The sequence below is a fragment of the Dolichospermum heterosporum TAC447 genome (assembly GCF_024584745.1).
Taxonomy (GTDB): Bacteria; Cyanobacteriota; Cyanobacteriia; order Cyanobacteriales; family Nostocaceae; genus Dolichospermum; species Dolichospermum heterosporum.
On sequence record NZ_CP099464.1, the window covers coordinates 2,654,043 to 2,666,778 of the forward strand.

Annotated in this window: 14 protein-coding genes and 1 pseudogene; 13 read left to right on the forward strand and 2 right to left on the reverse strand. The window is 35.6% G+C overall.

What is annotated here, in order from left to right; translation table 11 throughout:
• Positions 1–269 precede the first annotated feature (269 nt).
• The 11 genes and pseudogenes from hepC to NG743_RS27050 all read left to right on the forward strand — a co-directional run.
• The gene (hepC, locus tag NG743_RS11955) at positions 270–998 is read left to right on the forward strand and encodes a heterocyst development glycosyltransferase HepC (RefSeq protein ID WP_257122036.1); all 729 of its coding nucleotides are present in this window, start codon (positions 270–272) and stop codon (positions 996–998) included.
• 141 nt (positions 999–1,139) lie between these two features.
• A complete protein-coding gene (locus tag NG743_RS11960; RefSeq protein WP_053540919.1) occupies positions 1,140–2,084 on the forward strand; it encodes a hypothetical protein in 945 nt (314 codons plus the stop codon).
• A gap of 66 nt (positions 2,085–2,150) precedes the next feature.
• Positions 2,151–3,980: a heterocyst formation ABC transporter subunit HepA gene (hepA, locus tag NG743_RS11965; RefSeq protein WP_027403024.1), complete on the forward strand. Its 1,830-nt coding sequence runs from the start codon at positions 2,151–2,153 to the stop codon at positions 3,978–3,980.
• 46 nt (positions 3,981–4,026) lie between these two features.
• The gene (locus NG743_RS11970) at positions 4,027–5,013 is read left to right on the forward strand and encodes a glycosyltransferase family 2 protein (RefSeq protein ID WP_027403025.1); all 987 of its coding nucleotides are present in this window, start codon (positions 4,027–4,029) and stop codon (positions 5,011–5,013) included.
• Positions 5,014–5,038: 25 nt separating this feature from the next.
• Positions 5,039–6,241: a glycosyltransferase family 4 protein gene (locus tag NG743_RS11975; RefSeq protein ID WP_257122037.1), complete on the forward strand. Its 1,203-nt coding sequence runs from the start codon at positions 5,039–5,041 to the stop codon at positions 6,239–6,241.
• Positions 6,159–7,103 (forward strand): glycosyltransferase family 2 protein, encoded by a 945-nt coding sequence (locus NG743_RS11980; RefSeq protein WP_193963064.1) that lies wholly within the window; start codon positions 6,159–6,161, stop codon positions 7,101–7,103. The genes NG743_RS11975 and NG743_RS11980 overlap by 83 nt, the downstream gene beginning before the upstream one ends.
• Positions 7,104–7,187: 84 nt before the next feature.
• Entirely contained in the window at positions 7,188–8,612 is a 1,425-nt protein-coding gene (locus tag NG743_RS11985; RefSeq protein ID WP_027403028.1) for an O-antigen ligase family protein, read from the forward strand.
• Between the two features lie 366 nt (positions 8,613–8,978).
• Complete coding sequence (locus tag NG743_RS11990) at positions 8,979–9,416, forward strand: hypothetical protein (protein WP_027403029.1); 438 nt, start codon at positions 8,979–8,981, stop codon at positions 9,414–9,416.
• A 96-nt stretch (positions 9,417–9,512) separates the two neighbouring features.
• Positions 9,513–9,758, forward strand: a complete 246-nt coding sequence (locus NG743_RS11995) for a type II toxin-antitoxin system RelN family antitoxin (RefSeq protein ID WP_027403030.1) — start codon at positions 9,513–9,515, stop codon at positions 9,756–9,758.
• Positions 9,759–9,775: 17 nt separating this feature from the next.
• Positions 9,776–9,961 carry a hypothetical protein gene (locus NG743_RS12000; protein WP_201769151.1) on the forward strand — a complete coding sequence of 62 codons (186 nt, stop codon included), beginning with the start codon at positions 9,776–9,778 and terminating at the stop codon, positions 9,959–9,961.
• Positions 9,962–10,082: 121 nt separating this feature from the next.
• A pseudogene (locus tag NG743_RS27050) lies at positions 10,083–10,241 on the forward strand (type II toxin-antitoxin system RelE/ParE family toxin); the annotation flags it as partial.
• A 165-nt stretch (positions 10,242–10,406) separates the two neighbouring features.
• Here NG743_RS27050 and NG743_RS12010 read toward each other — a convergent pair.
• Positions 10,407–10,628 carry a type II toxin-antitoxin system Phd/YefM family antitoxin gene (locus NG743_RS12010; RefSeq protein WP_027403031.1) on the reverse strand — a complete coding sequence of 74 codons (222 nt, stop codon included), beginning with the start codon at positions 10,626–10,628 and terminating at the stop codon, positions 10,407–10,409.
• A gap of 128 nt (positions 10,629–10,756) precedes the next feature.
• Between NG743_RS12010 and NG743_RS12015 the strand changes: the two genes are divergently transcribed.
• Together NG743_RS12015 and NG743_RS12020 are read left to right on the forward strand one after the other, a co-directional pair.
• On the forward strand, positions 10,757–10,999 hold the full coding sequence (locus NG743_RS12015; protein WP_027403032.1) for a type II toxin-antitoxin system RelN family antitoxin: 243 nt from the start codon (positions 10,757–10,759) through the stop codon (positions 10,997–10,999).
• Positions 10,992–11,345 (forward strand): type II toxin-antitoxin system RelE family toxin, encoded by a 354-nt coding sequence (locus NG743_RS12020; protein WP_257122038.1) that lies wholly within the window; start codon positions 10,992–10,994, stop codon positions 11,343–11,345. The genes NG743_RS12015 and NG743_RS12020 overlap by 8 nt, the downstream gene beginning before the upstream one ends.
• A gap of 295 nt (positions 11,346–11,640) precedes the next feature.
• Here NG743_RS12020 and NG743_RS12025 read toward each other — a convergent pair whose 3' ends face one another.
• Entirely contained in the window at positions 11,641–12,600 is a 960-nt protein-coding gene (locus NG743_RS12025) for an IS110 family RNA-guided transposase (protein WP_193965010.1), read from the reverse strand.
• Between the last annotated feature and the right edge of the window lie 136 nt (positions 12,601–12,736).

Consider the following 12,736-nt stretch of genomic DNA (forward strand, 5'->3'; position numbering starts at 1 on the left):
TATTTATCGAGAGTCTTATATTCTAGAGATTGAAACCCATCATCAAAATCTTCAGGACGAAACCGAAGTAATTTTATCAGGGTTGCAAAAAGTTAGTATCTTCTCTGAGATGACTACTCTTGATCATAAATCCAAGTGTTCCTAATTTTCTGTTGTCATATTTAATCATTGCTATAGGACTCCTATACAATACTGTTCGGTCAAGAAAATATTAATTTTCTAATGGTAAATATTTAGTCAATCTTTTACTAATTTATCGCTGTTAATATATGCCAATTTCAGTCATTTCTAGTCTAAATAGTAACTCTATTGTCCCCCAGCAATCTGAAAATTTTAACTTCCTATCATGCTCATTAAAATGGCGCAGAGGAAAATTATTAGTAAAAGCCTCTGAAAAATTCTCACAACCCCATTTAGCTGCACTAGAAAATGAAGAATCTTTAATAGAATGTTTAAAACATTCTCCAGTTAGTTTAGTCAGCATAGATCCCAAAATCGGTGATTCTTTATTAAAAGTTTGGGCAAATGCTTGTCAAAAAGCTAATAAGCCCATATTTATAAACATTTCTGGGCATCAAAAATTACCAAAGAAAGGTAATCAAATTTTCAGAACTTTACAAATAATAATTGATTGGACTTGGGCTTTACTTTTGCTGTTATTTATGAGTCCAGTCATACTCGGAGGATTAATAACTATGCAAATATATTCCCCAGAATTGCTGTTTGATTATGAGTGGTATGTCGGAGAACATGGGCAACTTTTTCAGGCTATTAGGTTTAGTTCTATGGCTAAACAGGAAATGACAGATTTGAACATTATTTTAGGTACATTCATTTTGAATAATTTATCTAATGTATTGAATCTATTGCAGGGAAAATTTTGTCTAATCAATAATCGTTGTTTATCTTTGGAAGGTGCAGTTAAATTAAGTTTAGAATCACAAAATAACAAATTAAAAAAGCAAAGCAAAATAAATTCAGCGGTGTATCGTAAATAGATGGGAAGGATAAACTGCCTATAGTTGAGAATAAATCTATTGGCTCTGTGTTTTCAAGCATTTTTATCTAATTGATGAATACTTCCTGTTCTCATATTGATGACTATGAATTATGTAGCTAATTAAAAAATAATAAATATCATGCAAACAGCGATTTGTACCGTATTTGAAAAAGACTACCATTATGGTGTGGGGGCTTTGGTAAATTCCCTGTATTATCATGGTTTTCGAGGCATAATTTGGGCTGGTTATCGTGGAAATACACCCGATTGGGCTAAGGAGCTAAAAACAGAAACTGGTTATCAAGAGTTTTCTGTAGATGAAGGTTGTGCAATCCGATTTGTCAAACTAACAACTCCAAAACATTTAGGCTTTTATAAACCTGATTTTATGTCCCAATTGTGGGAAAATTATTGCCCAGATATTGATGCCTTATTTTACTTTGATCCTGATATTGTCAATAAATGTAACTGGGATTTTTATGAAAATTGGGTAAGTCGAGGAATTGCTCTTTGTGGTGATTCTTGGTATCTTGTGCCGGCGAATCATCCGAGACGGTTAGCATGGAAAGAATTTGCTGAAAATAATGGTTTTGCTTGTGAGCGCGAGTTAGATTATCACTACAATAGTGGCTTCATTGGAGTTCATAAAAACTACAAATCTATCTTGAAAGTTTGGCAGAAATTAGAAGAATTGGGTGAAATGGCAGGATATGCCAATTTAAAGGATCTTTATAACGGTAATACCTTTAATCATTATCCATATCTGTATGGAGATCAGACTTATTTGAACTTAGCATTGATGCTAACTAATTATCCTTTGAGTACCGTTGGACCAGACGGCATGGATTTTGTTCCTGGTGGTACTATTATGTCTCACGCCACAGTCCCACATATTAAACCTTGGCGCAAAAAACTACTCCTAAGTGCTTTAGAAGGTAGTTCTCCCACCATAACTGATAAATTATATTGGCGACATAGCCAAACACCTATTCAATTATATTCAATACCAAAAATACTATGGCAAAAATTTGAAATTCTCTGTGGTTCTGCTCTTGGTCGTTTTATTCGTCGCGCTCCTATGTAAGCATATTAATTTTTTTGAGATTGGTGCTTCTATACTTAATTATCAAAATTATCGGTCAAAATTTTTATGGATTCCAAATTTCTACCGTCAACTATGAAAATATTGCAAGCTACAAGTTTGTGGCAAAATAATCGGGTAATATTACGAGAATTTAAACACTTTCGAGTTGTGGCTATTTTAGCTATCGTATTTTCGGCTTTAGCTGCAAGTTTTGAAGGGTTTGGTTTAGGATTTTTGCTGGTGTTCCTGCAAAGCCTAACTACTCCTGGTTCTGAACCTGTGAAAACAGGGATAGAGTGGTTTGATATTTTGATTTTAGGAATTAATGGTTCAGCAACAGAGCGATTATATCGAATATCTGCTTTAATTGTTGTTACAACCTGTATGCGGGCATCCTTTAATTATATAGGACAGATTTGCATCCAGTTTAGTGAAATCAGTTTAGTAGATAATCTGCGTAAACGAATTTTTCAACAGTTAGAGGCTCAAACTCTCAATTATTTTAGTCATAAGAAATCTGGAGAATTAGTTAATATTCTTACCAGTGAAATGGAGAGAATTAGACAAATTTTTGGTGGACTAGCTTTTTTAATCACTAGAAGTTTTACACTGATTGTCTATTCTATTTCTTTGTTTATACTTTCCTGGAAACTGACTATAGTTTCTATTTTACTATTTAGTCTTTTGGCGGTAGCATTATCTACCTTAAATAAACAAATTAGAGAACGTAGTTTTGCGATTACTTCCGCTAATGATAATTTTACTGCTAGGGTGCTAGAGTTTATCGAAGGTATTCGCACAATTCATGCTTTTTCTACTCAAGAATTTGAGCGAAACCGCTATTATCAAGCCAGTGAAAAAATTGTTAATACTTGGAAAAGTGTTTATTGGATTTCTTTGATAGTTAAGCCTTTGGCTGAGAGTATATCTACGCTAATTCTGATTAGTATGATTATTGTGGCTTTAGCCACAGGATTAATGAAAGTTTCGGCTTTGTTAACTTTCTTTTTTGTCCTGTTCCGCATTATCCCTATGACTCAGGATTTGAATGGGGTAGTGGCTTTTTTAAGTACCCAAGCGGGAGCAGTGGAAAATATCAAGGATTTGTTGAAACCTGATGATAAAATCTATTTTCAAAATGGCGCATTAAGATTTCCTGGTTTTAGAAGATCAATTGATTTGGTGTCTGTAGATTTTGATTATAGTCTTAATCAACGAGTTTTACATAATATTACTCTCTCGATTAAACAAGGGGAAATGACGGCTTTAATCGGTTCATCTGGGGCTGGTAAAACCACACTTGCAGATTTAATTCCTCGCTTTCATGATGCTACTGACGGCTATATTTATATAGATGAAGTTGATATTCGCAAATTTGACATTAACTCTCTGCGTTCTAAGATAGCAGTTGTTAGTCAGAATACTTTTATTTTCAATACTTCTGTTTGGAATAATATTGCTTACGGGACACCAACAGCTACAGAAGCAGAAATTAAAGAAGCTGCACGATTGGCAAATGCTCTAGAATTTATTTTAGAAATGCCGGAGGGTTTTGATACGCAATTAGGAGATAGAGGTGTGCGGTTATCAGGTGGACAAAAACAAAGAATTGCGATCGCTCGCGCATTGCTAAAAAATCCCCAAATCCTGATTCTAGATGAAGCTACAAGTGCCTTAGATTCTGTGTCTGAGCGGTTAATTCAAGAATCCTTAGAAAAGCTATCTGTTGGGCGCACAGTAATTGCGATCGCTCACCGTCTTTCTACTATAGCTAAAGCCGATAAAGTTGTAGTTTTAGAACAAGGAAAAATCGTAGAACAGGGAGCATATCAAGAGCTACTTCAACAACGTGGCAAGTTTTGGCAATATTATCAAATTCAAAATGAAGTGAGATAAACAAGCATTCAATTTTCCCATAGTTTATTTTCTCATCCTACAGCCAATGTTAAATATTAACTCCTCCGAACCTTTGGTAAGCGTCATTATCCCCACCTATAATCGCCCAGAATACCTGAAACAAGCAATTAATAGTGCTGTTAACCAAACCTATCAAAATCTAGAAATTATCGTTTCTGATAATTGTAGTTCTGAAAATCCTCAAGCACTAATTGAATCATTTCAAGATTCACGCATCAAATTTTGGCGACACGAAGAAAATATTGGGATGTTAGCTAATCAGTTTCATGGTTTTAGAATTGCTACGGGTAAATATGTGGCTAGTCTCCATGATGATGATATATGGAATGAGGATTTTTTATCGAAACTTGTTCCCAATTTAGAAGCAAATCCCGATTTAATTTTAGCATTTTGTGACCAATATATTATAGATGGTGATAGTAAAATTAATGTGGCTGCCACTGAAAACAATACCCGCAGTTATAAACGTGATCAAATCACTCCCGGAGTTCATAAAAATTTTACTCAAATTGGCTTAATTGATAAAAGTATTCCCACTGCGGCGGCTTGTGTAATTAGAAATGGAGTGCTTAATTGGGATAATATTCCTTCAGAGGTTGACGGAATGTGGGATTTATATTTAACATATCTTTGTTGTATTTCTGGCTATGGAGTTTACTATGTTCCCGAAAAATTAACCCAATATCGAGAGCATGAACAAACTGATACTATGCTCAGTGGTAGTCGCAATGTTCAAGCAAAAATCCGTAAAGGTAAAAGTGAGATATTCTGTTATCAAACCTTTATGGAAGATCAACGGTTACAGGAATTTAAGTCCTACTTTAAAACCAAATGGTTAGAAGCTAATACAACTTTAGGAATTGGCTTATTACGAGATCGAAAAATTACAGATGCCCGTCGTTATTTTTGGCAAACTTTAAGTGAACAAAAATTTAATTTACGAACTTTAGTGGCTTTAATTATTAGTTTTATTCCTACCAATCTAACGAATAAAATTTGGAAAATTTCCTAATTTAGTCAATCACAAGAGGTTATCAGTGAAAATTTGTATTGTTACCCACAAAATCAGAAAAGGTGATGGTCAAGGTAGAGTTAATTATGAAGTAGTTCAAGAAGCCATTCGGCGTGGTCATGATCTGACATTATTAGCTAGTGAAATTGCCCCAGAGTTAGCCGAGAATAGTGCTATTAATTGTATTTATATTCCAGTAGAAGGGTATCCTACGGAATTTATTCGCAATTTGATTTTTGCTCAAAAAAGTGCTGATTGGTTGCGTAAAAATAGAGCCAATTTAGATTTGATTAAGGTCAATGGCGCGATTACTATGGGGGCAAGTGATGTCAATGCCGTGCATTTTGTACATGGTTCTTGGTTGAAATCGCCTGTGCATATTTCCCATAACCGTAAAGATTTGTACGGGTTATATCAATGGTTATTTACTGCGGCTAATGCTTATTGGGAAAAACAAGCTTTTCGGAAATCTAAGATTATTATTGCTGTCTCAGAAAAAGTTGCCCAAGAATTAGTAAATATTGATGTACCTCGTTCACAAATTCGGGTTGTTGTTAATGGTGTAGACTTACAAGAATTTGCTCCTGGTGTCAGTTCTCGGAGGGAATTGGGATTGCCTGAGAATGTTAATTTGGCATTATTTGCAGGTGATATTCGCATTTCTCGGAAGAACTTAGATACTGTACTTCACGCTTTGGTAAAACTTCCTGAATTACATTTAGCAGTTGTCGGTGGTACTCAAGATAGCCCTTATCCGGCAATGGCAAGAGCATTAAATATTAGTGAAAGAGTGCATTTTTTAGGTTATCGCCGTGATATGCCCCAAATTCAACGGGCATCAGATTTATTTGTGTTTCCATCCCGTTATGAACCTTTTGGACTTGTAGTGATTGAAGCGATGGCTTCAGGTTTGCCCGTGATTACCGCCACTACTACTGGTGCGGCTGATTTAGTTAATCCCGACTGTGGCATCGTTTTAGACGATTGTGATGATGTTAATGCTTTAGCCGATGCGCTTAGGTTGTTAAATAGCGATCGCTCACTGCGTCAACAAATGGGTAAAGTTGCCCGGACTATTGCCGAACAACATAGCTGGTCAACAATGGCACAAACCTATCTAAATATATTTGAGGAGTTAATCACCCATGAGAAACACAGTTCTCATCCCCACCTATCGCCGTCCTCAAGACCTAGCCCGCTGTCTGAAAGCACTGCAACAGCAAACTAAATCAGTTGATCAGGCGATCGTTGTTGTCAGAGATACAGACACAGAAACTCAGCAATTTCTCCAACAATTTCCACCCCACCTCCTCCCCTTACAGATTGTCACCGTCACTCAGCCGGGAGTCGTCGCCGCCCTCAACGCCGGACTGGCACAAGTACAGGGAGACATTCTTTCCATCACTGATGATGATGCCGCCCCCCACCCGGATTGGTTAGCAAAAATTAATACTCACTTTAGCGTTAATTATGCCGTTGGTGGCGTTGGTGGTCGTGATTGGGTGTATCAAGGAGACAAACTGGAAAATGGTTCTCGTCCCATAGTTGGTAAATTGCAATGGTGGGGGCGCGTCATTGGCAACCACCACTTAGGAATAGGCGCACCCCGTGAAGTTGATGTTCTCAAAGGCGTGAATATGAGCTTTCGTACCCAGGCGATCGGTAAATTGCGATTTGATGACAGAATGCAAGGAACAGGCGCACAAGTACATTTTGAAATGTCCTTCGCCCTCACCCTCAAACGGGCTGGATGGAAAATAATTTATGATCCCAGCATTGCAGTAGATCACTATCCCGCCCAAAGATTTGACGAAGATCAACGCCACAACTTTAACGACAGCGCATTAATTAACCTAGTCCACAACGAAACCTTAATTTTATTAGAACATCTTTCGCCCCTGCGTCAAATTATATTTTTATCCTGGTCAATTTTAGTTGGCACAAGAGAAAGTTTAGGAATATGTCAATGGCTGAGACTATTTCCCCAACAAAAAGAAATTGCCAGTAAAAAATTGCGAGCATCCTTACAAGGAAGATGGTTAGGATATCAAAAATATAGAAAGATAGGAAATCACCATCTTAGTTATTAATTACCCCAACCGAGATCCCCGACTTCTTGAAGAAGTCGGGGATCTATCTCCTAACCAAACTTTTTATAGAATATTGAGATCAAAATGATTTCCAAACCAACACTTTTCAATACAGTTTTAAAAGAACAATTTTCTCCCCAAGATCGATCAGCCCAAAGTTGGATCATCATCCTAGGTTTTATCTTAATCACAACAGCTTGCTACTTTACCAGTACAGGCAGTTTGCACTTTGTTTTTTCCGCCAGTGCCTTTCTAGTCGCTGTGTTTTTGTATTTACGGCATCCCATCCACTATATTGGTTTCACTTGGTGGATTTGGTTCCTGACCCCTATAATCACTCGTTTCGTTGACTATAAAGTTGGCTGGGACCCCACCAGACAAATGTTAATTGCACCTTATTTAGTCGTATTCCTGACCATATTCACCTTTTTCAAACATCTACCTAGCAGTCTTCGTCAAGGGGGACTGCCATTTCTTTTAGCAGCCATAGGAGTTTGTTATGGATGTTTAATAGGTTTAATTTACAATCAACCACTCCCTGTAGTTCGGAGTTTTTTAGATTGGTTAAGTCCGATAATTTTTGCTTTTCACCTCTTTTCTAATTGGCGAGATTATCCCAGTTATCGTCAACATCTGCAAAGAACATTTATTTGGTGTGTACTCATCCTGGGAGCTTACGGTGTCTATCAATTTGTTGTCGCTCCTGAATGGGATAGATATTGGCTAATCCAATCGAAAATGTTTACCAGTGCTGGACACCCAATTCCTTTTGGAATGCGCGTTTGGAGTACATTACACTCACCTGGTCCATTCGGAACTGTCATGCAAGCTGGTTTACTATTATTATTTACCAGCACTGGCCCATTAATTTTCCCCGCTTCTGCTGTGGGTTATTTATCATTCTTACTTTCCCAAGTGCGGACAAGTTGGGGCGGCTGGTTATTAGGAATAATTATGATTTTTGGTTCAGTAAAACCCAAAATTCAAATGCGATTAATTACCATAATTTTAGTAATGTCAATCTGCGTTATTCCCTTGGTGACTATCGAACCGCTTTCTAAAGTTATTACCACTCGATTTGAAAGTTTTTCCAATCTCGAACAAGATGGTAGTTTTAGAGATAGATCCGCAACTTATGACAGAAACCTGAATTTAGCTCTTTCTAATGTTGTCGGTAACGGCTTTGGAAATATCTGGAAAGTGAATGAAAAAACTGGACAAATAGAAGTCATTGTTATTGATAGCGGCATTTTAGATATGTTTTTTACCTTGGGTTGGATTGGTGCTATACCCTATATTAGTGGGTTAGTATTAATGCTAATTACCGTTAGTAATTATACAGAAGGTCGCTTTGATAGTTTTCTCAGTGCTGCCCGCGCTATTGGTATCAGTTCTTGCGCCCAGTTAATTATCTATAGCGGGATGCTGAGTATTGCCGGGATGATTATGTGGGGATTTTTGGCAATGGCTATGGCAGGTCATAAATACTACAGCAGACCACAGAGTTGAATTAAAACCCCTTCTGAGAGTTTAAAAATTTTAGGCGACTAGTACCGCAAGGCGGAAGTCAAAAGTCAAAAGTTAAAAGTCAAAAATAATATGGCGTAAGCTTTTTAGTGATTGAGAATGGTTGTTTTATTTACGCCGCAGTATACTAGAAGTCGCTACTACACAAACAAAGTCCACACTTCGACAGGCTCGGTGACCACCTGCGTAGACTAATGAAAAATCAACCCACGCAGGTGGGTTTTGCCTGTGTAGCCGTGACTTCTAGTCGCCAGCTTTTCACATTTTATTGATAAATTGTGATAAAATTTAGTACAAATATTTCCTATATGAAAACTAGTTAAACTATTAAACAAGAGGTGAAATACCATGTTAAAAATACAACCTCCAACTGTAATTGATTTTCAACCAGCAATTGCTGCTAAAGATAAGGATGATAAATCTATTTTGATGATAGATGTGAGATTTTCAGGTATGTATTCTTCCCCAGATATTAATATCTTAAAAATGGAACAATACCAGCATATTCCTTTTCTAATGTTTGTTAATTCTAATGTCATGAGAATCTTTAAGAGTCCGACTTTTACAGAAGTAGCAAGATTGGACACGAAAAAGGTTTTAGAACATTATAATCCAAAAAGTATCGAAGGCATCATCTATCAATCTACTTTAATAACTTTAACTCAATCATGGTTAAGAGATTTAGCTTATCATTGGAAAAGTGAAACCCCTCCTTATATTGAGGAAATGAAGGAAATTGGCTTATTTACTCTTTTGTGTGATGGTACTACAGAGGAATTATTATGATTATTATTTATTTAGAAACTAATTCATAAGTAAGATATTTTGTGTTACAATACTTACATTGCTATGGTTATATTAATATTCATTTGAGGTTAAGTAATGAAAGCTTTTGAAGTCATGGGAAAAGTTGATGAAAAAGGTCAATTATTATTAGATAAACCTTTAGAAATTTATACATCTAGTCAAGTGAGAGTAATTATCCTTGTATCAGATGACATTGAATCTGATCCTGATGATACTCCAATTCAGGAAATAAAAGAGAGTTTAAAAACAGCATTACAAGAAGCAAAAGCAGGAAAAAGAATCCCTTTGGAAAAAATGTGGGAAGGAATTGATGCAGAATGATTCTTTTTTAATTAATATTGATTGATTTAACTCCTGAATATCAGAGAAATTTAAAACATTTAGCCAAAAAATACCGAAATATTCGTTCTGATACTCAATCTTTCATTACAGAATTGCAAAAAGGAAATTTATTAGGAGATAGATTAACTGGTTTTAATGAAGATGTTTATATTTATAAAGCTAGAGTCAAAAATAGTAAGTAATTGGACAAAAATATTTACAGTCATTGCGAGCGAAGGGAAGCAATCACAACCCTGGCGATTGCTTGATTTCACTTCGTTCCATTTGCAATGACATTGTGTAACTAATTCTGTCTCACTACTTAATCTTCAAAAAGGTAAAAGTGCTGGTTATCGGGTAATTTATTTACTTGAATCAGAAACCAGCATTTTATTGTTAACAATTTACAATAAATCTGAACAAGAAGATATTACTGATCATGAGATTAATTCTATTTTAGACGAGTTTTATAGAGATGAATAAAAAACGCCAATAAGAGAAATAATAAATGTTGGGTTTCGTTACCTCAACCCAACCTACTTGCTAATATTCAACAGATATTAGCTAATTCGGGAATTAATTATTTTAGTAAAATCTCTAATTTAGAAGCATGGTTAAATAAACAATAAAAAATGCTAATTTGCATGGTTAATTCTCAAATTCTTCTAATGGTGCATCAAAATTATCAGCAATAGAAATGATATCTTTATCTATACCAAATAGAGAGGGACGTTGATATTTAGATTTGAGTGCAGTTAGTTTTAACAATGGTTGGTGATTTTCGGTAATAATAATTTCTTCTCCGTTTAACGCTAGATGGAATAATTCCGATGTTTGGTTAATTGCCTGTGTGATTTCTATGGAAGACATAGTGATAGACTTGAATTTTTAATCTGATTAAAGCATGATATATTAAAAATAATTCTAGTAAATATGATAAAATATAATAGAAATATTTTCTTCATCAAAATTAGTTAAACAAAAAGCAGCTAGAAACTATGAAAGCCTTAGAAGTTACTGGAAAAATTCAACAGGGACAATTAACCTTAGATTATCCTTTAGAAATTGATAATTTTAATACTGTTAAGGTAATTATTCTCCTACCAGAAGCAGATGATATTGATGTTGATGATACTCCAATTCAGGAAATAAAAGAGAGTTTAACTAGGGCTTTTGAAGAAGTAAAATCTGGCAAAACTAGACCTATTTCTGAATTATGGGAGAGAATTGAGAATGAATAACATAAATCCTATCTCAATTCGATTTTCTCCTGAGTTTGAAAAGCAACTGTATAAATTATCAAAACGATATCGAAAAATTCGTGATTATATTCAACCTGTTATTGTACAGTTACAGGAAGGTGAAATTACAGGTGATCGTCTTGTAGGTTTGGGAGAAGAATATCAAGTTTATAAGGTTAGAGTTAAAAATAGTAATATTCAAAAAGGTAAAAGTGGTGGATATAGACTTATTTATTACCTACAAACTGCCACGAGTATTATTTTATTAACAGTCTATTCTAAATGTGATCAAGAGGATATTGCTGTTACAGTTATTCAAGGGATTATAGAACAGGTTATGGAATAATTTTGATGACAAATATAATAAATGTTGGGTTATGGCTAACGCCACGCTCCGCGAACGTTACCTCAACCCAACCTACTTGCTACTTTAAAAAGTATGGCTCTACCGTTCCCTTTATGTAAAACAAGATTTATTGTAGCGACTGTCTTGATTGTCAAGCGATCGTTAAGGAAAAATTTAAAGTCTAGGAAAAAAGTCAGAAAATAGAGGAGAAAAACAGAACAGAACAAAACAGGTAAATTATAGATTGCCATAAATTACCAAACTAGATTGGAGGTATAAAAACGACAGTAGAACTTTATGCAGAAATTGGTTGTGAGTCTTGAGAAATAGACCAAGGAAGATGATCTCGAATCATCGCATTTAAAATAACTAACATTTTATGAACGCAAGCAGTAATGGCCAATTTTTTGGGTTTACCACGTTCAACCAAGCGCTCATAAAAAGTTTTGATAACAGGATTATGACGCATGGCAACAACAGCACCCATATAAAGAATGGCACGAACATGGGCGCGACCACCATTAATCATGCGCTTACCTTTGTGCTGACCACTATCATGATTAATTGGTGCAACACCAACTAAGCGAGAGATTTGTTTGGCAGTTAATTGACCTAATTCTGGTAAGTCAGAAACTAAAGTGGTAGAAATTACTTGACCAACGCCAGGAGTAGTTTTGAGTAGATTGACTTTATCAATCCATTGTTGATTATTTTGGGTCAACGTCTCAATTTCTTGATTGAGTTGTTGAAGATGTTGCTCAAGATAATCAATATGGGATTCAATATCTGTCAAAGCTTTACCACGAGCGCGGTCACGGCGATTCTTTTCCGCTGTAGACATTTCTACTAATTGTCTTCGGCGACTAATTAATTCGCCTAATTGACGTGACATTTCACTTTCGATTGCTAACACCTCCGGTTTCATTGCTTCACCGAAATGCGCCAAAATCTGTGCATCAATGGCATCGGTTTTGGCTAACTTACCTGTAGCTTTAGCAAAGTCTCTTCCCTGACGAGGATTGATTAATGCTACTGGTAAAAGAGCCGCTTGCAATTGAATGATTAATTCTGTTTCTAGTCCTCCTGTTGCTTCCAGTACGATTAGGTTTAAATCGTTAGATTGAAGTTGCTTAACTAGATTAGCTATTTCTGTTTCAGTATTAGCAAATTGAAATGCTTTACCCATTGGACGGATATAAACATCAAGTGTTGCTTTACTTACGTCAATGCCTACCCATTGGGAGATATAATCCATTTTTAACTCTCCAATTTCAATTACTTCTTTTTAATTTGTTTTGTTTTTATTCATCCCCTTGATTTCACTCATCCTTGCACGATACGGGCTATATTATCTATGTCTTTGTTCATAGTTTTTACCCCAGGCGACTGTT

What these genes read in the sequence shown, in the direction of transcription:
- hepC (WP_257122036.1), top strand. Translation starts at nt 270, where the DNA reads ATGCCAATTTCAGTCATTTCTAGTCTAAATAGTAACTCTATTGTCCCC.
- NG743_RS11960 (WP_053540919.1), top strand. Translation starts at nt 1,140, where the DNA reads ATGCAAACAGCGATTTGTACCGTATTTGAAAAAGACTACCATTATGGT.
- hepA (WP_027403024.1), top strand. Translation starts at nt 2,151, where the DNA reads ATGGATTCCAAATTTCTACCGTCAACTATGAAAATATTGCAAGCTACA.
- NG743_RS11970 (WP_027403025.1), top strand. Translation starts at nt 4,027, where the DNA reads ATGTTAAATATTAACTCCTCCGAACCTTTGGTAAGCGTCATTATCCCC.
- NG743_RS11980 (WP_193963064.1), top strand. Translation starts at nt 6,159, where the DNA reads ATGAGAAACACAGTTCTCATCCCCACCTATCGCCGTCCTCAAGACCTA.
- NG743_RS11985 (WP_027403028.1), top strand. Translation starts at nt 7,188, where the DNA reads ATGATTTCCAAACCAACACTTTTCAATACAGTTTTAAAAGAACAATTT.
- NG743_RS11990 (WP_027403029.1), top strand. Translation starts at nt 8,979, where the DNA reads ATGTTAAAAATACAACCTCCAACTGTAATTGATTTTCAACCAGCAATT.
- NG743_RS11995 (WP_027403030.1), top strand. Translation starts at nt 9,513, where the DNA reads ATGAAAGCTTTTGAAGTCATGGGAAAAGTTGATGAAAAAGGTCAATTA.
- NG743_RS12010 (WP_027403031.1), bottom strand. Translation starts at nt 10,628, where the DNA reads ATGTCTTCCATAGAAATCACACAGGCAATTAACCAAACATCGGAATTA.
- NG743_RS12015 (WP_027403032.1), top strand. Translation starts at nt 10,757, where the DNA reads ATGAAAGCCTTAGAAGTTACTGGAAAAATTCAACAGGGACAATTAACC.
- NG743_RS12020 (WP_257122038.1), top strand. Translation starts at nt 10,992, where the DNA reads ATGAATAACATAAATCCTATCTCAATTCGATTTTCTCCTGAGTTTGAA.
- NG743_RS12025 (WP_193965010.1), bottom strand. Translation starts at nt 12,600, where the DNA reads ATGGATTATATCTCCCAATGGGTAGGCATTGACGTAAGTAAAGCAACA.